Below are 23,424 nucleotides of genomic sequence, written 5' to 3' on the forward strand. Positions count from 1 at the left end.
GGCTCGGTACGGTACAGCGACACGAAGTAGGCCTCGTCGCCGCCGAATTCCGCCTGGTCGGTATGGTTGTCCGACACGTTTTTGTTGCCCTCCCAGCCCAGCGCGCCCGCATCGCGCGTCACGGATTTCTGCACGTAGTTGCGGCTCTCGTAGGTGATCATGCGCGACGAGGTGCGCAAATGACGCATCTTGCCCTCGTCGAACTGATAGTAGTGGGCGTGGTGGTGCCAGCCGTGGTAGCTGCACCAGCCGGAACGGCAGCAGGCACCCAGGCGGTGGAAGTTCTTGTAGCCCCACGAGCCGCGGTTGTACTCGTCGTAGTAGATGTTGTAGCTCTCGGCCGCGCCGCTGGTGGCCGTCTCGCCGTACACGTTGGCAGCGGCGATGTTCGACGTGCTCTTGGCGTTGGCGCCGTCGGCACGCTGGTCGGGCGAGTCGTAGCGCTGGGCCGCCGGATGCACGTAGTTGGAGCCGGAGTAGTCGCCGCCGATGGTCATGTTCACCGTGGTGGTGCTCGTCACCGTGTTGTTGGCGGTGGCGGAGGTCACCTCGGCGTTGTTCGGGGAATCGGTCTTGATGAAGCGGCCCGTCACCTCGAAGGACATGTTCTTCGTCCAGTCGGCGCTGGAGGCGCTCAAGCTCTCGGAGAACCACTGGCCGTAGTCGGGGTACATCGGGTTACCCGCAGAATCCAAGGTGCCCTGGTTGATGGTCACGTCGTAGACGATCTGGGTCACCTTGAACTCGGGCTGGCTGCCCTCGGGGTAGTCGTTGAAGGAATCACGGTAGGCGTAGTCGGGGTTGTTGCCGTAGTCGGGCTTGTGTTGGCCGTCCTCGTACTTCATCAGGTTCAGGCGGAAGAAGTACTGGCCCGCGCCGTAGCTGGTGCTGGTACCGTTATTGGCCTTCTTGCCCGTGCCGTTGTCAAACTGCACCGAGGTGGCCGCAGCGGCGCTGCCGGCGGCAGCGCCGTTGGCCTCGGCCTGGGTGCGGTCGGTGGCCAGGGAATTGTAGTACGCCGCGCGAATCTCCTTGCCGGACACCTCCATCGTCTTGGTGGTGCCGTCGGTGTGCTGGTACTTCACTGTCACCTTGTCGATGTAGCTGAGGGCCTGGCGCTTGATCTTGATGTAGTAGGCATCGAAGCCGTCGCCCGCCAGATCCTGCACCATCTCCAGATGGGCGCCGGTGTTATAGGTGTAGGAACCGATGGAGTTGTACTTCGGGTTGCCGTTGGCCCAGTCGTAGCAGAAGTGCGACGCATGGCCGTAGTGGGTGGCGTGGTAGTGGGCCTGGTCGACGATGTTGCCCGCCGCAGCCGGGTCGGTGGAGCCGGCGCCCACGGCCTTGGTGCCGTAGATCCAGCGGCTGTTGCGGTCGTAGAACGACCAGTTGTAGCAGCTGGGGCAGCGGGTGAGGTAGAAGTTCGAGTTGCCCTGCTCCATGAAGAAGGTGCCCTCGGGGGCGTTGGCCGTCACCGTGCCGCGGGCCGGATTCGGGTCGTAGCCGGAATGGTTGGCCGGACGGTAGGTGATGTTGCCGAGCGCGTTCGGGTAGCCGGTGGGGAAGGTGTCCACCTGGCGGAAGTCCACCAGGAACGAGCCCTGGGCCTTGTAGCCGATGGCCAAGTCGCCCGAGGTCTCGTCCAGCGAGTTGCCCCAGCACTCGGAATGCCCGTAGTGGGAGTGGCCGTCGTTGGAGCCCACGGAATAGTTCGTGAAGCGCGCGGTCTTCGGGTCGACCGTGCCGCCGTTCAGCACATCCCAGGTGTCGTACTTCGGCTCGTCGCTTACCGTGGCACCGGAGCCGGAGCCACCGGGTGTCAGCGAGCCCGTGCCGCCCGACGAGCTGTCGGCGCCCGACGACACCACCAGGCGCACGCGCTTCAGCTCGAGCGGGGCGTCGTCGCCGGTGATGATCTCCTCCACGTCCTGCTTGGTGTCGGGGTCGGTGGTCACCTGCACCAAGCCCACGCATACCACATGGTCGGCGGCCACGCTGTCGCTGGCCTGGAGGTCGGTGGCCTCGTCCACGGTGTAGCCGGCGGCCACCAGCTTGGCGGTGGCCTCCTCCACGGTGTTGTTCACGCAATCCTGGAACAGCAGCGCGCGGGTGGCCGTGGCCGACATGCCCTTGGAGATGGTGATGGTCACCGCGCCGCGCTGGTCGCGGTCCTCGGAATAGGCGCCGTTGCGCTTCACGGTGATCACCGCGCCCGCGGGCACGGCGGCTACGTCGCCCACCGGATCGCTTTCCTCTTCTACCACGCCCAGGGTGCGGTCCACGGTGTAGCCCAGACCCTCCAAGTCGGCAATGGCGGCCTCAAGTTCCCAACCGCGGTACTTGGCGGCCAGCTCTTCCACTTCCAGCGTATCGGGGCTCTTGCCCGACGACACGATCATCTCGATCTGGGCCGGATGGGCCACGGCGGGCTTGGGCACAATGCCGTCCACGTACTTGTCGGCCTCGTTCTCGGGCTCGGGTAGCGGCTCGCCCGTCACGGGGTGGGTGTAGCCGGGCTGGTACTCGGGCTTCAGCGTGCCCTCCACGGCCGGCTCGGTGAAGGCCTCGGTCACCACCTTGTAGTCCATCACGTCGCCCGCGGCCACGATGTCGCTCGACTTCATGGTGACGGTCTTCACCTCGTAGCCGGTGTATTCCACATCGTTCACCGTGTAGGTGGCCTTGGGCAGGGCCTCCATGGCCTCGGCCTGGCTCATGCCGCGGAAATCCTTAAAGCGGTCGGCGCCCTTGGAGATGACCACGCTCACGGTGCCCATGGTCTCCACGGTCTTGCCGTCCTCGCTCATCACGGGCTCGCTCAGCTTCTCGGCGTCGATGATCAGCCCCTCTTTCACCGTATCGTCGTAGCGATAGGTGATGTCGGCGTCGTTGATGACGAAGTTGAACTCCTTCAGGGCCTCGCGCGCTGCCTCGAGGGTTTTGCCGATCTGGTCCTTGGCCTCGTTCACCACGGGCTCCTCGCCGCGGGACACCACCACCTTCACCACGGCCTTCGCGGTGTCGGTGGCCTCGCTCACCTTCTCGGCGGAAATCACGTAGCCTTCCTGCACGCCGGGCACCAGGCGGTACAGCTGCTTGCCCGCCTGCACGGCGGCCGTGGCATCGGCCACCTCCACATAGGTGGTCTCACCACTGTCGGTGTCCACCACGGCCTCGTACAGCGTCTCGTCGTCCTCGCCGGCGCCATCAACGGCCTGGTAGGTGGCGCTGCTGTACTCGTAAGTCACCTGCAGCTCGTAGTCCAGGTTGCGCAGAATCCACTTGGCCGTTTCCTTGTCGGCCTCGGTAGGCGCGTACAGGTCGCCCAGGGTCTCGCCCTCGGCCGGCTTGGCTCGGCTGGCCTGCCACCAGGTCAGCACGCCCTCGTCGTCCTGTTCCACCACGGCGGCGTAGTAAACCGTTTTCTTCTTACCGTTCTCGGTAATCTCCTGCTTGATGTATAGCTGGGTGCCCTTGGTCTCCCCCACCCCGTTCTGGGTGCTCACCAAGTCCTCGGTGGCCACGGCCACATAGCCGTCATGGATGCGGTCGCGATCGTAGTCGTAGAACACCGTGTCACCGGCGGGAGCGTCCACGCTGCCGTCCTCATTGGTGCGGAACATCAGCGTGCCGTCCTCGGCACGGGTGAGAATGGCCTCCAGGTAGGTGCCGTCCTCCATCTTCACGTAGGCCTGCTGCGGCGTGGGCGCCGGGTTCTCCGGGTCGTCGGAGGTGGTGGTCACATAGTCGTCGATGTTCGCGGCGTCGATGGCGGCGTAGCCGTCGTTCACCAGGTTCTGGTTGAAGCGGAAGAACTCCTGGGCGGTGCCGTCCTCAGCCACCACCGGCGCGTCGGCGGTCTGCTCGTACTTCGTGCCGACGACCTTGTCCACCTCGCTCTTGTTGGCGTTGTCCATCTCGCTGTTCTTGTCCGTCACGGTCTCGCCGGAATCCACGTCGGCGTAGGCGGTGCGGCTCACGGTGTCGAAGTACATCTTCGACACGAAGATGAGCGAGCGGTCCTGGCGCGTGAGGGTGTAGGCGTCCTCGGTATTGTTGGCCACCTTGTCGCCGTTGCCCCACAGCGCCGGGCTACCGTTTACCGCGGGTAAATCGAGCGGGGCCTCGCGGAACGAGTCCAGATGGTTGTAGGTCTTGATGTTGATGCAGCGCGACGTCTCGAAGTTGCTGTCGGTGTAGCCGCGGATGAGCACGGTCTGCTTGTCGATGCTGCCGGCCGTGTTGTCGGCGTTCTTGGCGCAGTCCTCGGCCATGTTCTTCCACGAGTACAGCTGGAACAGCGTGGGCACCTCGATGCCCATGTCGTACACCTGCTGCTCGGTCAGCGAGAAGCTGCCGTCGTCGTTCAGCGGAATGCGCAGCTTCTTCACCTTATTGCCGTCCACGGTGGCATCGGTCACGGTGAAGCCGTGGCTCGTCAGCGTGCTGGCATTCAGCACCGACTCGTTGAAGCCGTAGGCGCCCCGGGCCTGCAGCACCGCTTTGCCCGTGGCGGCGCCGGTGGTGTACTCCAGCTCGAAGCCGGCCAGCACCTTCTTGCCGCCCTTCTCCTCGTAGTAGGGCCACAGCACGGCCTTGGCGCGGGCGTTGGCGTAGATGTCTTTATTGTTGATGGGATCCGACATCTCGGCCACCTGGGCCGGCGAGTAGCCGAAGATGCGGATCTTGCCCACCGACTCGTCGGGGAAGCACTTCAGGTAGTTCCGCGAGATGCTGTAGCTCACAGGATGGAAGCCCGTGTACATGTTCTTCACGGAATTGGCCACAGCGCCCTTGTCGGTCTTGATGTTGCGCTCGTAGTCGATGGGGAACGTGATGTTCACATCGGTGTCGTCCAGCTTGGACACGCCGGCCTCGTTCTTCAGGTTCGCCCAGAAGTTGAAGGTCTTGGCGTAGGGCACGCTCACCTCGGTGCGGTTTCCGTCGGAGGCATAGGTGGACGACTCGCCGCCCACGGTGGCGTTGGTGTAGTTGTCGCGGTCGCCGTAGCGCACATAGGAGTGCACCTCCAGGTAGGGGCGCGCCACGGAAAGCGCCGCGCACTTGCGCACGGTGTCGTACTTGAACTTGGCGCTGCTCTGCGAGGCCTGGTCCTTGCCGGCGGTGTTCAGGGCCGAGCCGTCCTGCCAGTCGCTCGTGCGGCTGCCGCGGGAGTCGTAGTCGCCCTTCTGCTTCAGGAACAAGCGCGCATGCAGGGTCTGGTTGTGCGGGTAGTAGTGGTTGTAGTAGGTATGTCCGCCCGAAACGTAAGAGCGAGTGCGGTAACCGTTCACGCAGGGGGTGAGCGTCTTGTCGGTGGCGTTCAGGAAGCCGGCAACACTCCAATTGCTGTTGTCCACATTAGAGGTGTTATAGGAAGCCGTGTTGCCCACCGAGTTGTACCAGTCGGCGTTGCCCCAGGCCTTCACCGTCAGCATGCCCAGATCGTCGGCCGCGGTCTCGCGCTGGCCGTTGTTGGCAGCATTGGAGGGCAGCAGGCCCGAGGCGCCCGCAGCGTCGGTCTGGTTCTTCGTGCTGTCCACGGGCGACTTGGTGTCCAGATTGCTGGCGCGCCACGAGGGCTCCAGCGAGTCGTACTGGAAGTCGACCTGGTACAGATAGCAGTCGGTCACCTTGTAAGCCAGCGAGTTCACGGTGGTGGGACCGGTGTAGTCGGCGCGGTTCGGCACCGTGGCGGTGCTGGCGAAGTCGTTTTTGGCCGTGGTCAGGCCCACGGGGATGTACTCCTCGCGCGCCTTGTCGGTGCCCAAGGTGTTCACCACCTTGGCGCCCCACACGGCATTGAAATCGATCTCGTAGGAGCCGTCGGTCTTCGCCGTGAGGATGCTGGAATTCGCCGGCACCTTCAGAATGAACTTCTCGCCATTGGGCTGGTAGAAGGTGAGGTCCACGCTCGTGAGCGCGCCCATGGTCTTCAGGGCCTTGGAGATGGTCAGCGCGTCGGTCTTGAAGCCGCGCACCACGCCGCGGTAGACGTACAGGCCGTTGGAATCCAGGTCGTCGTCGGCATCGGTCACCTCGGGGTCGGGCACCAGCATGTTCTTGGCCTTCATGCCCACGCTCTCGAAGCGGATGGAAAGCGTGGTCTTGTCGGCGCGGGCGCGGGTGGTGTTGCGCAGGGTGAACTCGTAGCCGCCCTGCGACTTGTTGGCCAAAGTCACCACGGCCTGGTTCGACGACAGCGTCTCGTTGGTCACGTACTCGTTCGCCTTGCTCACCGTGTCGCTGGTACCAGCGGGACGAGAGGCGGCCGCCTTGATAGCCGAGGCCTCCGAGGCACCGGCGTACTTGATGATGTACAGCTCCTTCTTGCTGGAACGGTCGATGTTGCCGTAGAAGCTGGACAGCGGGAAGTAGTACATGGTGGACGAGGTACGCTCGTTGAAGGAGGCGTTGCGGTCGCCCACGGTAAGGGTGTTGAAGCCGGTGATGGTCGTGGTGGGGGTGCCGTGGGTCTGCACGTCGCCGTAGATGCGGGCCGTGAGGCTCGTGTTGGTGTTCACCACGGCCGGGTTGTCGGTGGCCTTCAGGCCGTCTTCGGGATAGGACTCGTACAGCTCGGCGTTCATGGTGTTGTACACCAGGCGCACGTTCGCGATGTCGTCCAGTTTGCCCTGGGCGTTGCGGTTCAGCCTGATGTTCACGCCGCCAGCGGCCACCAGGGCCTCCAGGTCGGCAATATTCAGCGGCAAGCTGAGGGTGGCCTCGTGCTCGGAAGCGTTCGCCGTGGTGGCCTTCGTGGTGTAGGCGATGGAGGTGCCCGTGCGCTTCAACAGCGCCTCGATGGTGGCATCGTCCAAAGTGACCACGGCCACGGGCTTGGTGGCCGACACGAAGGTGCCCGCGGCGTCGTTCTTCTGCACCACGATGTCGCCGGCCTCGTACTTACCGTTCGAGGCGGCGGCGTTGGCGGCCGTGGCCACGAAGCGGCGGCACGAGCCGTTCACGGCGTCGTTGAAGTCCACGCTGCCGGCATGGGGCACGATGGCCGTGTGGCCGTACAGCCACAGGGTGCTCACGGTACCGGCGCGGTTGGTCCAATGGTAGCTCGTGGTGGTGTCGCTGGCCGGCAGCTTCGCGCGGTTGCGATCGTCGCCGTCGGCATAGCGATAGTAGCCGTCGATTTCCAAGCGCTCGCCCATGAAGCCGCGGGTGTCGGTCGTAACACCGTCGCTGCCCTTCAGCGACATCATGCCGTCCAGCGACAAATCCACATAGCCGTCGGTAGCCGTGGACTTCGAGCGGTTCACCAGAATGTACTCGTACCAGGCGTCCTCCTGGGGGTTGTCGGTGCCGAACACCGGCTTGCCGTCGGTGCCGATGTTGGCGAAGTTGCCCTCACCCCAGCGGTAGGGCACGTGGGTCACGGTGTAGCGCAGCGCATCGTCGATGACGTTGCTAGGCGCTCCATTCGCTGCCTGCGTCAGCGGGCGATGGGTGACCAGGTCGGTTTCCAGGTTGTTCTCGGCCGTCTTGCCGCCGGTCCAGTTGAAGAAGGTCTTCAGCTCGGGCTCGGCCGTCAAGGGCAGCATCTTGGCGTAGTCGCCGTCGATGGTGCGGCTGTTCACGTTGCGGTTCCAGGCCTCGGTCTTGTACTCGGTGGAGAACTCGCCGTTCAGGGCCATCACCGTCGCGCGGGTGGGCACGCCGTACACGTCCACGAAGGCCTTGTCGGTATCCTTCACCTGAGCGGCGAAGCCGGGCAGATGGAAGGTGACGCCCACCACGTACAACTCGTCCTTGCACAGGTTGCCGGTGTGACCCACGCCGTCCTTGTGCTGGCAGTCCTTATCGTGGGCCAGCCAAGCCTCGCGTGGCACGTCGATCACCCACTGGCCGTCCACCTTCTTCACGTAGTTCGCCAGGTTGATGGCCGAGAACTTCGCCGTACCGTCGGCGTAGGTGTACACCTGGTTGCCGTCCTTGTCGGCAGGGGTGGTGTCGGCCGCGCCGGCCATCTGGTGGATGGGCAGCAGGCTTGCGGGCTTGGTGGCCACGGTAATGGTCTCGTCGGCGTAGGAGCCGTTGCCCTGCACGCGCTTCACCGTCTTGGTGGCGCTGAAGGTGGTGTCGGTGTGGCCCACGGCGTACACGTCCAGCGTGGCGTCGGCCAGGTACTTCTTCACCTGCTCCTCGGAAAGGGCGTTCAGGGCCGCGGCGTCGGCCGTGGGGGCCACATAGCTGCCCTGCTGCTCGTAGTCGCCCGTGGCCACGCGGCTGGCGGGAGCGTTCTCGGCCATCTTGCCGGCCAGGATGGCGGCCACGGCGGCATTGTTGAAGTACAGCTCGTTAATCTCGAAGCCGCGCCACTGGCCGTCCACCAGCTCGCCGTAGATGGTGTCGCCGCCGTCGTAGTTGTTGGCGGCGCCGCTCACAGGCACGGCGTTGCCGGTCGAGCCGGTATCGGCCCAGCTGGAACCCTTGTTGTCGCCGGTCGTCTCCTTGGCGGAGTACTTCGTGCCGATGGTGATGCGGGCCGAGTCCATGGCGTAGGAGGGCTCGTTGGTCAGCGTGAAGCGCCAGCCGGAGTTCTCAGAGCCCATCAGCGTCTCCAGCGGGGTGTTCGGCTGGTTCAGCACGCCGTTGGCACCGGTGTGCACGCCGTCGGGGCTGTACTCCATCTTCGGATAGGCCTGCTCCTCGCCCACCGTTTCGGCGTACAGGTAGGTGTAGCCGGAAATGCGCGGGCGGATGGGGTCGATCTGTGCCCTCAGTGTGGCGGAATCCTCCAGATCCATGGCGTTGCCGAACAGGTAGTTATCTTTACGGTGATCCCAGGTGCCGCTCTTGGTGGCGTCGGTGGCGTCGATGTCCTGCTTCTGCGCATCCAGAGCGCCCGATCCCTGATAGTAGGTGTTGAAGGTGGACTTCAGCACCAGGTCCTTCTCGGACACATCGGTGCGTCCCAGCACATCGATGGTGGCATCGTCGGCCTCGCGCACATTCGCGTTGAAGTGGTAGGCGTCCACACGCAACACCGAGAAGTAGCCTTCGCCCCACGCCTCGGCGGGAATGATCAGGTTGCCATCGGTGTACTGCACGCCCGGTGCCTTCAGAATCTGCTCCACCGTAAAGGTGTAGGTTTGCACGAAGGTGCCGTCGTCACGCTGAACCGTGTCGATGGTGGCGCCGGTGGCCGGGTCGACCTGAGTGCCCTCGGTGAACAGGGGTTGGTCGGCCTCCCCGTCACCGTCGGCGTCGGGGGCGTCTTCTGCCGCCTTCTTCTCCGACGGGAACACGGTGATCTTGATGGTCTTGATAGCGTTGCCGCGCTTGTCGGCAAAGCCGTTGTTCCTCATGGCGTCCTCGTGCCAGGTGGCGTTGTTCCACGTGGCCGGGTCCCAAGTGAGGGCATCGATGAGTCCGCTCGACAGGCTCACGTACTTCGCGTCGAAGCTGCGCCAGTCGTTGTCGTAGTCGCTGCGCTCGTCCTTCGTGCCCGCAGTCGTGCCGTCGGGCACCTTGTCGGCGGGCATGGCGCCCACCTGGATGTAGCTGTCGAACATCTCGTAGGAACCGCCCGTGTGGGGGTTGTCCACATCGTACACGTTGCGGTCGGGATCGTACACATCGCTGGTGTACACATTGCTGGTGGTATCCGCGCCGCGCTTCGACTGCGGGTTGCCGTAATTGGTGTAGGTGAAGCGCCAGCCCGCGCCGTAATAGCGGAAGTAGGCCGGGGTGGAGTCGTGCAGCTTATCGTCGGGCACACTCACCGTATCAGCGCCCAGCGCGATGTTCTTCAGAGGCGTGGCTGCGTCTACGAAGTACGACTTGGCCACCACCTTCTGGCTGGAGGCGGGCATGTGCGCCAGCAGCTCGGCGAAGTCGCGGGTGTTGGTCAGCTCGCCGTAGCTGTTCACGTTCACGTTGTTCCACGTGTTGGGGGTAGTACCGCTGCCGTTGTTGGTGTTGATGCGGTTCACGTAGTAGGTGTACTTGGTGCCGTCCGTATGGGTGCCGGTGTAGGTCTTCCCGTCGCGGTACTCGCCGTACAGGTAGTTCCACTCGTCCACGTCGTAGGTGGTGCGGAACTCGGAAAGCTGCTGGATGCGGTCGTAGAACCAATCCCAGTTGGTGTGGGCCGACTCGGTGGAGCCGCAGTGCCAGCCGTGGTTGTCGCACCAGCTGCCGCTGATCTGGTTGCGGTCATTCACATCGGGAGAGTCGATGGTGTAGCCGAAGAAGTCCACATAAGCATCGGTGCCTGTCACGCGGTTGGCGAAGTTCTCGTACTCGATGACCACGCCGCACAGATCGCCGCCGAGCCACTTGGCTGACGACACGGTAACCGAGCCATCGGCGTTCTTCACCGCGGAACCGGCCGTGGAAACGGTCTCCATCACCGGCTTGCCCTCTTCGTCCTTCACGGGTTGGCCGTTTTCGTCCAGCTTGGGCTGCTCGTAGCTGTCGGCATCGCTTCCCGCGAACCAGGCGGCCACCTGGTCGCCCGTGTAGGTGGTGGAGTAAATCTGAGAACCGGCCTGCACGATGTTGTCGCCGCCGGTATGGGTGTAGATGCTGCGGGCCGTGGCGTCCTTCTTGTACCAGTTGAAGGTGACCGACTTGATGCCGTTCACGTTGGCGCCGGCCTCATCGGTGTACTGAGCCACATCGAACAGCTTCTTGGAAAGCGTGAGGCGCGTGGTGCGGAAGCCCAGGTTCTGCAGCAGGGCGCGGGCGTCGTTGCGCGACACGGGGCGCATCTCGCCGGCCCCCTTGTAGGCAATGCCCGGCTCGCCGATGGTGATCTGGGCACCGTCGGTCATGGCGTAGCGGGAATTGTTGGTCACCACCGCACGGAAGCCGGCCGACTCGTCGCGCCAGTAGGCCCGGGGCTGGTTCGGGAAGTCCTGATCCTTCACGTGGTCGCTCACGAGCAGCTTCGTGCCCGCTACCGACTGGTCGCCGTTCCACTGATGGCTTGCCAGGCCCGCCGCCTCATAGGCGTACTTGTCCAGCGAGCCGATGGGCAGGTTGTGGGTAGCGGCGTCCTTGTAGGAGTACATGGAGATCACCGGGCGCACCGGCTGCAGGGCCACGTTCAAGCGGGCCGAGGCGGTGTAGGTGTAGCGTGCCTTGCCGCCCACAGAAACATCCTTGTACTGGTGGGCACCAGCATGGTTGGCCAGGTTCGCCGTAGTGGGCGTACCGGAAACCACGGGGTTGAACCACCAGCCGCGGTAGTTCGAATAGGGGTTGTAGGTGGAATATACGCTGTAGTTGCTGGAGCCAATAACCGCCGGATAGTCGTAGTTCTTAATCTGGGCATCATAGACCGTGTCCACGGTGAAGCCGGTGGCATGGGGCGTCACCACGCCCAGCGAGCTGCGCGAGTTCTGCGCCGCGTCGTAGCGGTTCTGGCTGTTGGTGTTCCACCAGCTGGTCAGCCAGTCGGAGCGGAAGGTGGCGGAAATGTCCTTGGCCACCCAACGGTAGGTACCCGTGCCCCAGAACTCGATGTAGGCCTTCGAGGCCTCGGTGGTCTGGGCGGCGAAGTTGCGCAGATGGGTTTCCACGTTGCGGAAGTAGTGGCCGCCCCAGGCCGCCTTGTTGATGATCACGTTGCCGTCGGCATCGCGGTAGGCCACCACCTGCTTCTTAGTGGTAGTGGTCTCGGTGCCGTCCTCGGCGGTTTGGGTAGTGGTCACGTTGCGCCAGGCGGTGAAGCGGTTGCCGTTGGCGGCATCCGGGCCCACCTCGTCGATCCAGGCCTCGTCGGTCAGAGGGGCGGTCGCGAAGCTGCCGTCGGCGTTCGTGGTGCGCACACCGGTGGCGGCGTCGGTCACGAAGCGCGTGGCGGAGCCGGCAGCCAGGGCGATCAGCACATCACCGGGAATGGTCAGCTTCTCGTCGTTCGCCGCATCGTACACACGGTAGAACAGGCTGAAGTCCACAATGCCGGTCTTGTCGCCACCGTCGTAGGCGCCGCCGGCCACGGCATCGAACAGGCCCTTGGACACCACCACCGATTCGGTGGTGAAGTTGACGTACTCCCCTGCCTTCACGTTTTCCTTGGTCACCGGGTCCTTCACCATCTTCTCCACGAAGGGAATGGACTCCGTGGCGAAGTAGGCCTTCTGCATGCGGAACGGAATGGTGCCCGTCTCGTCGTTGGCGGCCTCGTTGCGCAGGGTGAAGCGGTAGCCGGCACCCGGCTCGTCCAGATAGGTGCGGGCTTCGCTCTTGGTGCGGTCCACCGTCGCGGGCGCCGGATCCTCCGGGGCCTCGTACAGATCGGTGTTCGGCATATCGGAAGCGGGCTCCTTGGCGCGGGTGAAGGCGCGGGCCGTAATCTGCTCGTCCGACTCGTAGGGGCGGCCGTACAGCCATGCCGTGGCATCGCCCGATTGGTACACGTTCGCACCGCGCCAGTAGGTCTGCCACTCGGCCACGCAGCGCTTGAACTGGGGCATGAGCGCTGCGGTGTACGAGCTTTCCGGGAGGTAGGGACTAATGCCCAGCTGCTGCCAGGTCTTGCCGTTCGACACGTATTTCACGAAGTCGCCCACGCGGGTGTAGCCTGAGGTGTAGCCAGGATTGACATTGGTGTTCGGCCAGTAGTTTATCCACGTCTTCAGGGCATAGCCGCCTACATTCTGGCCGTAGGGGCGCGTCGGCTCATCCTTCATGTAGTGCCAGCCGTCGTATTTGTAGGTGCAGCCGAACCAGGTGGAAAGCGGCATATCCTTCACATTGTTGGCCTCGCCCCACAGATCCACATAGGCATTCTGGCCGTTCTTGCTGGTAGCGCCGGCGTCCACGTCGATGTGGCTGAAGCGGATGACCACGTTGGTCACATAGCCCTTGCCCCACTCGTCCCAGGGGATGATCAGGTTGCCATCGGCATTGATGAAGCCGGCCACGGCGTTGCCATCGCCGTCGGTGTAGTCGGCGCGGGGCAGCTGCACCACGCCGGTGTGGGTAACCAGGGGCGCATCGGTGCCCACGGCGCCGCCTACGCGCACCTGGTGGCTGATGATGTCGCGGGTGTCGCCCAGGGCGAAGTACATCGTCTGCTTCGCCGGCACGGCGGTCAGAGGACCGGAGGCGGCCAGACCGCGCGGGAAGTACTGAACCTCGATCTCCTTCACATCGGCCGATGCCAGCAGGTCGGCCGACAGCATGATGTTCTTCGTCTGGAAGCCGCGCACCACGTTCTCGTACTCTTCCACATCGTCGCGGTCGGCCACCAGCTCGTAGGACACGCTGGTGCCCGCGGGCACGAAGCCGTTGTCCTTGGTGCCGTCGGCGTAGCTGTAGTTCTTGCGGTTCGTGGTGCCGATCTGCATCTCGCTCTCGAACACCGCGCGGCCCGTGTTGCTGAAGCTGAAGCGGTAGGCGGCGCCGTCCTCACCCCAATAGGCCTTGGCACCCCCGTTGTCGTTCGGAACGCTCAAGTTCTTGGGCGCCACGTCGTTCACCGCTTCGGCGGCGGTCTTGGTCACATCGAAGTAGGCCTTGGCCGACAGTGCCATGTTCGGCATGCCGGCGATGGCGTACAGGTTCGCCTGGTCGTCGGAATAGGTCACCTCGCCATCGGGGCTCTCCCTACCCGGTTTGCCGGCCAAGTCCCAATCCTTGTTGGGATAGGTGGCCTTCAGGCGCGAGTCGGCCTGGATGCACACGTAGTAGTTGCCCACATAGGCCTTGCGCCCGGCGTAGTGGATGTCAGTATACGGCTTACCACCTGGGCAATCCCAGGCATGATCGGTGCCGTAGTGAGCGATGGCATATTCGTTCATCTCCGGCCATACATCATCCGACTCCGCATGATAAGGGTCAGTAGCCAGCGACACATTGGCCGAGTCGATGGCATAGCCGAACACGTCGGCCCAGGCCTTATCGGCCTCGGTCACGTTGGCGTCGATGCGCTTGAAGTGCACTTCGAAATAGTAGGCGTCGTTGTTCAACCACTCGATGGCGGGAATGGTCACGTTGCCGCCATCCCACGCGCCGTCGCCGTCGGCATCCCAGTACTTCTTCAGGTCGGTATCCCAGTCCAGCGTGGCGATGGCGGCGCCCGTCACGGCCACCAGGCCCAGGTTGCCGCCCACCACGATCTGGTTGTTGTAGCCGTCCGGGGCCACGTACTGGCCGTTCAGGGCACCGGAGCCCGAGCCCGAGACCACCTTGCTGTTCGCGGGAATGTGGCGCACGGTGATGTAGTCCACCTTCGCGTGGTTCAGCAGGCCCTCCGACAAGGTGAGGTCGGTGGCGTGGTACGAAAGCGTCTCGTCCAAGGCCTTGCCGAAGCTGTCCCAGCGGGGCACCAGGTTGCCGATGGTCAGCTTCGCGCCCAGGTACATGGGATAGGCCGACTTGTTGGTCACGATGGCGCGGTAGCCCGAGTTGCGCTCCTCGCGGTAAGCGATGGGCTTATCAATGGCGATCTCGCCCGACACCACGGGATACTGCTTGTAGTAGTTCTCCTTGAAGTTACTTCTGTCGCGATCCGAATTCGATGAATGATCATACAGCGCCTGCTGGTTCACGTGCTTGGTGGGCACATCGGCCACACCCGGCGTGTTCGCGTTGGCCTCATGACCGTAGGCGCCGATGGCCGAGTTCGGGCGAATGGGCGGCAGCACCGCGTGCAGGGCCACGCTGCTCGTCCAGGAACGGGTCCACTCCTCAATGGCCTGCTTCGTCTTGAACTTGGCGTCCAGCTGGAAGGTGCCGCGATTGGTGTTCTTGCCGTGGAACTCCACGAAGGCGCCGGTGTTCTCGTTCACCCAGCCGTTGAACTTGGCGTAGTCGAGGAACACGCGGTTCAGATAGCCACGGCCCCAAGCCTGCCAGTCGATCACGTAGTTGCCCCGGGCATCCACTTCCACCACCTTGCGGCCCGTGGGGTTGCCCTCCTCGTCGGTGACGGGCTCGTTCGCCCAGGCGGGCATCGACGCCGGGGTGGAGGACAGGCTGCCGTCGGCATTCAGCTCGTAGCCGTAAATGCCCTGGATCAGGTCCTTCAACTCCAGCCGCTTCGGGTCGGAGGCATCGGAATCTTCGATATCGAAGTACTCGATGTAGGCGTCCATCATGTCGCCGGCGTAGTAGCTCTGCTGCTCGTCGGCGCCCGAGGCCTTGCCCTTGAACAGCTGGGCCGACAGCACCACCTGGTAGGTCTGATAGTCAACCAAGCGCTCGACACCGTCGGAATGGTCGCGCGCATCGGTCAGGGCATGATGGCTCATGGGGCCGATGTCCACGGTGGAGCCCAGGCTCATGGCGTACTTGGTGTCGTTGGCCAGGGTTACGCGGTAGCCCGACTCGTAGTCATAGTAGCTCTTCTGCTGCGGCGCCGTCACCGGGCGGTTGTTGGCATCCAGGGCAGGCTTCTCCTCCAGACCCGTGGCGCTCTTGGTCATCACGCCGCGCTTCCAGTCGATCAGCAGGCCGTCCTGCTCCACCTGGCCGTCGCGGTTGAAGCCCAGAAACGCCGGGTCGAACTCGCCGGCCACGGTGCTGTTCGCATCCAGGTTCGCGTAGGCATCCACGATGGGCGTGCCATCAGCGGGGTACGGCATGCCGTCCACCTTGCCCTCGGAGTCCACCGCCGTGTCCCAGCTGCTCTTGGCGTAGGCCGTGGAGAACACGGCACCCAGGGTGAGCAGGTCCTGGTTCACGATGGTGCCGTACACGTCGATGTAGGCGTTATCGCTCTGCTTCAGGCCCATGCCGAAATCGGTGAAGTACTGCTCGAAGCCGCGCAGGTAGTTGTTGGCGTTCCACAGCTTGCTGGTCTCCAGGTTGATGACCACGTAGTCGTTCACCAGGCTGATGCCCGCGTCGGCGATTTCCTGAGCCGTGGGACGCTTCTTGGTGCCAGCGGCGAAGTCCTTCTCGTCCTGGGCCGTGAAGGTGCCGGTCGCGGCGCGCAGCAGCAGACCGTCGATGGTCACGTACTGCGGCTTCTGGTTCTCATCCAGATTGGTGGCGTTGAAGTACTCCAGCTTCAGGTCGGCCAACACGCCGCCCTTCAGCACGTCCTTCATCACCGGGTTGCCGGCATTGTCGGTGACGAGGTTGCCGTCCTTGTCGGTCTCCTGCACCTGGCTGGTCTGCCACAGGGCCGGGCTGATCACCAGGGCCTGGGTGTTGTAGTCGGTGCGGCCGTCTTTCACGAAGGGAATCTTGCGATCGGCCGTTTCCGTGGACAACACGGGCAGGCCCGCGCCCTGCGAGTCCTTCAGCACCACGCCGCCCTTGATGACGGCATTGCCAATGGCAAAGTTCGAATCGTTGGACACGTTGATGCGCCAACCGGTGCCCGGGTCGCCGATGTAGCCCTCGAACACCTTGTCGTTGTTCTGGGTGTCCTTCTCGATCTCGGGGTTGCCGTTCGCATCCACCTTGATGGAGCCGTCGGGGTTGCGCTTGTACTCCCAATTGCCCAGCAGCGCGGCGGCATCGCCGTACACCTTGCTCTCGCGCATACCCTGGGTGACCACCTGCAGGTTGTAGGGGGCCTTGCGGCTAGTGAACGACGCCGAGGCACGGGCCGACACGTTGCGGCCGCCGAAAATGGCGTCGTACTTCTCGTAGGCGGTGGTGAACACGCCCTCCATGGTCATGGTGGCCAGTTCCTCGGGCGTGCCGTTAATCTCCACGTACATCTTCTTGCCCGACAGGTCGTGGGTGCCCTTGAACTGCTCGAACTCGATGCTCATCGAGCTGAAGTACTGGTTCAGCCACACCTCGGGGGTGAGCGTCACGCCGTTGGGCGTGGTGGTGCCGTCGTCGTTCTGGATAACGTCGCGGTGACTTTCGATCAGGTTCTTCAGGGCCTCGCCCGTGTAGGTGTGCGCGGTGCTGGTGATGGAGCCCGTGGCCAGCTTCGTCAGCGAACGCACGGTAATGGAGGTGATGATGCCAGCGTTCAGCAGATCCTCGGAGATGCCCACGTGCTCGGTATCGAAGCCGGCGGCCTCCTGATGGCCCTCGGCATCGGTGCGCGTGAACATGTCGCCCACCGTGAAGGTGGCCGGGTCCATCATGGAGTTCTGGGTATTGCCCAGGGTGAAGCGCCAGCCGGCGCCCGAACGCGACAAAATAGGCTGCTCATCCTGGTTGGTGGAGCTGATGGCGCTGTTGGGGTCGTACAGCTGGCTGGCCATGGCCACCGCCGTGGCGCCCACCGTGGGCTTCGGCGGCGTCCAGTCGCGATCCTGGCGGAAGGTGGCGGTGGACTGCTCGGAGTTCTGCACCTTCGAGGTGTAGTTCTGGGCCGCGTGGTTCCACGTGCGCTGGCCGTACTTCACATTAGTGGTGTTCTTGTAGTCGGTCTGGGGCACCGTGGCCGAACCCGTCACCTTCACCGAGATGGGCAGCGGAATGGGGTTGCCGTCCTCGTCCTCTTCAATCTCGATAGGCGTGACCAGCTGCATGCGCATGCGACCGGTGAACGTGATGATCTCGTCGCTCGTGGCGGTCAGCTTCTTGGCCAGGCCCACGATGGGGGAAATACCGCGGTTCTCCATGCGCTTGGCCAGGCTGGCGTCGCGGTCGTTCGCATCGCCGCCCAAACGATAGGTGTGGCGCCACACCTTCTCGCCCTCGTCGTTGGTCACCTGCTCCGACTTCAGGTAGCTGGGCATGCCCAGGTTCACCCAGTAGTGCTCGTCTTTGTCTTTCTCGGTGGTGGAGGTAACGGCCACTTCGAATTGCGCCACGGCCGAATCGTTCAGCGCGCCACCGGGCAGATTCGTGATCTGCTCGGTGAAATCGGCCTTGTGGGTGTTGAAGTACTTGGAGAGCGGCGCCATCTTGGCCTGGGCGCTGGCGTCGTCGGCCAGGGCGTAGTCGGTGTCCACCGTGAACTCCAGGTTGTGCAGGCGGAAGTTGTTCGGCAGCGAATCCAGAATCTCGGGACCGGCCGTGGTCGACTGGGCCTGCTCGCCGTATAGGGGCATGTTGCCACGCGAGGTGAAGTTCTTAATATGGTAGCTCACCGGATAGCCCAGGAAGGTGTTGGTGGTGGTCTGGCTCTCGATGGGGGTGGCGCGCTTTTCGAAGCCGATCACCTTGTTGCCGGCGTTCTTGCGCGGCTGCCATTCGTCGATGACGGTCTTCTCGCCGGTCATAGACGACTCGGGCACGCCGAAGGGCGACTCAAAACTGGGGTTGGTCTTCGACCACGAGTAGTCCTTGCCCACACCCAGCTTACCGAAGTTGATGGTGGTAACGGCACCCAGCGTTACGTAGTAGGCATTGCCCACCGCGCCCGACTTCAGGTTGATGTTGGTGGTGTAGGGCGAGGCCAGAATGAAGCTGAAGTGGCCCTTGGTGCCCTCCCCTTGCAGCAGGTTCTCGGGATACAGATGACCGGCGCCGTCGGCAGGCTTGTTGTTCCCATCGGTGGTGCCGTACACGGTGAAGTTCACCATGCCCGACTGTCCGTTGGTACGATAGGGAATCTCCTTGGCGGGATACTGGAAGGTGATGCCCTGTTCCTTGGCCTCGTCATTGGACATGATGGGGTAATCTTCGTCGTGACTCGTGTCGTACTTCAGACGCTGACCCGTCACCTTGCCGTTCTCGTCCTTGATGTCCTCGTAGATTTTCGGACGGCTCTTGGCGCGCGTGTTGATGGAGTCGATGTTCGAGAACGTGCGCATCTCCAGCGCCTCGTAGTCTTTATCGAGCCAGTCGGTGGTGTCGTAGATGAGCACGCCGCCGGCGTTCTGCTGGCCGATGTACATGCTGCTGTCGGACTGGGCCGGCTGTTCCTCGTTGCAATAAGGACACACCGTGTCGTTCACTGAAATTTCCAAACCGCACTTGGAGCATTTTTTCTTCGTGACCGTCTCAAAGGTGTTCTTCGTGATGTCGCCGGTATCGGGGTTGTACTTCCACTGCATGAGGTCGGTGTTGGTAATGCCCTGGTTGCCGTTGTCCGACGTGTTGAACAAGCGGAAGAAGTACTCCAGGTAGTCCACCTCGGAGTTGCCCTCAGAGGTATTGGTGGTGTTCACGCGGTACACCATATAGTTGTAGCGGTCGAACAGCACGTTGTCGGAGATGGCCTCGTAGGTGGTGTCCCAGCTGAGGTTCGTCTTCAGCAGCGTCACCTTGCGGATCTTCTGGGAGTAGCTCTTGCCCTTCTCGGCCACCAGCACGTTGCCGCGACCGCCGGTGGGGTACCAGTTCTTCTCCTTGCCCGACACCTTCTCGGTCCACGCGGCCGCCTCGCCGCCGTACCAGATGGTGCCGCCGGCGTTCTCGGGAATGCGGCCCAACATGTGCACCACACCGTTGGGTACTTTCTGGTTCAGCTGGTACTTGGGCATCTTCTCGTCGAACAGCGTGGCGTTGTTCTCGTTGGTGGTGCCGTGCCACTCGAACACAATCTTGCCGGTGACGCCCTTCAGGAAGTTCAGGCCCTCGAGCTCGGGGTACTTGTCGTAATCCTGAATCTTCGTGAGGTCGGTGCCGCCCTGGGACAGGAAGCCGTCCAGCTTCACCTTGGCCTCAGTGCCGCCGTGATCGAACAGCAGGTACACGCTCCAGTAGTTCAGCATGCTGTTGATGTTCTGCAGCTCCACGGTGAACAACTGGAACTTGGAGGGATCGGTGGACTCGCCCTCGCTGGTGTAGGCGCCGCCCTTCTTCTTCCATTCGTTGTAGTCGTAGGTGGAAAGCGTGGCGCCCGAGGAGTTGTCCAGATACAGGTAGGGCACGTCCAGATACAGGCGCGTACCCATCTTCTGGTAGCCCAGAGCGTCCATCTGCTTATTGTAGTCCTCCAGCTTCAGGCGCTGCACCTCAACAGTCTTGCCGGCAGCCTGAGCATTCTCGATAAGGGTCTTGTAGCTGTAGGACGGAGTGAAGCCGGTGCCGTTGGCCGGGTTCTCGGCGTAGGCGATAGCAGTGGCCGCATCAGCGAACTGGTAGTCGTTGGTGGTGGGCTTTTTGTAGGCGCCGTCCACGATGGTGCCGTAGTAGTCGGAACCGTACAGACTCCAGCCGCCCCAGTAGCCGTCACCGCCGGTGTTCTCGATCTGCAGCGACAAGGTGGGGCGCTCCTGGTCGTTCACCAGATAGGTGTCGGTGCCCAGGGCGGTGGACACCTTGTCCACAACCAAAGAGGGATTGAACAGCGCCTCGGTCAGCGTACCGCCGATGGAGGTGGTGGGTGCCAGCGCGAAGGGCGACACGCCGAAGTCCATCAGCGGCATGATGAGCTCTTCCAGCGATGCGTTCAGGATGGGGTCGGGCTCCACGGGCTCGGTGGCCGGCGTGACGTCCTCGTCGGCGGTCTGCTCGTCATCGGCGGGCTGCTGCTCGTCGTCGGCGGGCTCGCCATCGGTGTTCTGGTCATCGGCGGCGGGCTCGTCGGAGGGCTCGGGTTCCGCAGGCTCGGGGGTCTCCGGCTCGGCCGGTTTCGGGAACTCCACCGTCTGCGCCTCTACACTATATATATAGGTAGTGTCTTCGTCGGCCAAGCTGTCGTTCAGCGTGGCGGCGCCGGCCACCTTCTCCTCCTGCACCGTCTTGGCGTTCACCGAGGCGTTCAGGGTAAGGGCGATGGTCTCGGGGCTGTAGGCCGTGGCGTTCGGGTCGGGCTCGAAGGTGGGCTCGGCATCCTCGCCGGCATCGGCCGCAGGGGGCACCTCGATGGTGGGCACGCTCAGCGCGGATTCCTGGTAGGGCACGGCCACGTACAGAACGCGGTTGTTCTCGGCCTCGGCCTCCATGGCGTCGTAGGTCAGCGCGTCGCCCTCGCGGGTGGCGAAGGTGATGTCGGCCACGCCGTCGGACACCTTGGTCACCGCGGCGCGCTCGCGCTCGGTGTCGGCGCCGGGCTCGGCCGCCTCGGCGTCGCGGGCGGCAACGGCGGCCAGGGCCGCATCCACCGTGGCGGCGTCGGCCGGATTCACGGCGGCCAGCTCCTCGTCGGTCATGCCCGTGGCATCGAAGGCCACAATGCCGTCGGCGTTCAGCATGCCCGCACCCGCGGCGTCGGCAGCCTCGTCGGCCACGCGCAGGGTGTAGCCCTTCTCGGTCAGGGCGCCCTTGGCCGATTCCAACGTAATAAGGTAGGCAGCCCACGCGGTGCCGTCCTGCACCATCGGATCGGCGGCGGCAGCCACCTTGGCGGTCAGCGCGACCTGAGGCTCGGCGTTGGTCAGCGTCACCGTCGCCGGCGCGGCCTCGGCGGCCACGTAGCGCACATCCTCGATCTTACGCGTCTTGTTGTCGTCGTCGTTCATGATGGGGGTGCCATCGTCGTTGCGCGGCGCGGTGTAGGAGTTCACCGTTGCGGCGGCCGACAGCTCCACCGACTCGGCAGCGGGCACGCCCGCAGTCAGCGTGGCGATGGCGCCGGGCAGCGCCGTGCCCGCCGGCAGCTGGCCGCGCGTGTCGTTCACGGTGATGCCGTGCTCGTCCTGCACGCCTTCGAAACGCAGCACGATGGTGCCGGAAAGGCCGGCGGCCGCCTCGTCGGCGGTGTGCTTCAGGTACTGGCCCATATGCTCGGTGTACACCGTCCAGCCTGCGGGCAGACCGGGGAAGCTGAGCACGGCGCGGGCGTCGGCCGCCTCGCCACCGTGAGCCTTCCAGTCCTCGGCGCTGTTGGTGCGCACCCACGCGCCCTCGGCGTTCTGGTACAGATACGGAGCCGTGAAGGTAAGGGCCACAACGTCGGCATCCTCGGCACCGCCCAGGTATCCGCCCTCCAGGTTCACGGCCAGGTTGCCCAGGCTGGGAACGAGCGTCAGCGAGCCGGAGGCCACCTGGTACACGCCGTCGGAGGCACGCCAGGCACCCGTAGCCCCGAGCGAGAAGGGGGCGCGGGTGGCCAGAGCAGCGGCCAGGTCCTCGGCCTTGGCGGATGCGGCGTTCTGCACGCCATCGGCCTGCTTGTTCTGCGCATCGTCGGAAAGCGCCGGCAGCACCTTGTCGGCATCGACGAGGTTTTCGGGCAGATATGCCTGCATATCTGCCTCGCTGACGGTATCGTCAGCGGCCGCGTCGTCACCGCCTTCGGCTGCCTCGTCGGCACCTTCGGCGTCGGTGCCGTCGTCGGCATCGTCACCGGAGCCTTCCCCGTCGTCAGCCTTGTTGGCGGCCTGGGTGGTGTCGCCGTCGTTCAAATCGTCCAGGATCTCGTCGCCGGTGGTGCCCGAGGCCATGGGTACGGCATCGTCGCCGATGATCATGCGGCGCGCCTGCTCCAGCGAGTAGGAGTTCCAGCAGGTCAGCACCAGCAGCACCGACAGCACCCAGGCAATGGCCTTGCCCATGGGGTTCAGCTGGCGCGGTGCGTTGCGGCTGATCACGCCCTGCTGCAGCGCCTCCACATCCACCGCCGGCGGCACGAAGCCGGGCTGCTGGGGGGACACGCCGGGCGCAGCGTTGGCGACGCTCGTCTCGTTCAGACCCTGGTTTTCGATTCGTTCGTTGCTCATGTTCTCGCTCGTTCTCTCGTGTGCCAGGCCGGACATTTTCCGCTTCCGACCAGCTATTTCGCCGTTGGGGCCAGGAGTGGTCCCGACGGGGTTCTTACTTGCTTCCAAAACGTCGGTTTCGCTATTTGGGCATAGGAGTGCCAAAGAGCGTTTTTGTTCATGGATAATTATCTACAAATCGGCAACGAAGTAAAGTCGAGAAGTTTTCAATTTTGACCTCTACGCTGGGCATTTACTGTTGACTCTGAGTTAGTTTTGTGCTCAAAAACCCCTTTTTGCCCGATTCCGTCTCCACAAAAAATTACGACAAATTGTCGGAACCTTGAAAACTTCCTGAAAATGAATAGTCACAGAATCATTATATGTCTCTATTATTTATTAATAGAGACATTCTTTGCTATATGGGAATATAGCAAATCCCCAGTTCAAATCCATATTGACCATTTTCTGACATAAGTATTAAGTCATTCTATGACTATATTTTTTCAAATTCTCAATGTGAGATAGTGACTATAATATTATTTTCTTAAATCCTTATATCTTTTAATACGTATGAAAGGTTACGGTTTTCCTACAAAGAAAATTTCTCCAGAAATTCTTCTCGTCCATCGGTAAACGGCGCCTCTCATGATAAGCGAGAGGGTCATCCCTTCCTTCCGCCAAAACCTGCGATGCCGATGGGGTCCGATGCGCCGTCGCGCAGTCGAGAGAACATCAGCGAAGTGTCGCAGCAGAGTCGAGAGGGAGCCGGAAAGGCACCGCATCAAAGTCGAGCCAAAGTCTTGCTGAATTCGCACATATTTCTACAATAATTCGCAATGTATAGTAAAACTATTGAAGGTAATTCAAGCTATATTTCATGCATATTAAGACTTGAAGATAAGAAAATGAGCGCTATAGTGAAGAAGCCGGCGGTGTAAGACCCGTGTGCTGGCAGTGCCTTCTGCATCTATTGGCTCGTCCAACAAGGCAGGAGGTGATGGCC

At 63.0% G+C, this 23,424-nt stretch carries 1 protein-coding gene (running past one end of the window); it reads right to left on the reverse strand.

The features are described 5' to 3' along the window. On the reverse strand, nucleotides 1–22,439 hold the 5' portion of the coding sequence (locus VIN30_RS06325; protein ID WP_338210144.1) for an LPXTG cell wall anchor domain-containing protein. It extends 45,055 nt beyond the left edge of the window; the window shows 22,439 of its 67,494 coding nt (coding positions 1–22,439); the start codon lies at nucleotides 22,437–22,439; the stop codon falls past the left edge of the window. Nucleotides 22,440–23,424: the final 985 nt, after the last annotated feature.

It is taken from the genome of Adlercreutzia wanghongyangiae (genome assembly GCF_035989245.1).
In the GTDB taxonomy this organism is placed as follows: Bacteria; Actinomycetota; Coriobacteriia; order Coriobacteriales; family Eggerthellaceae; genus Adlercreutzia; species Adlercreutzia wanghongyangiae.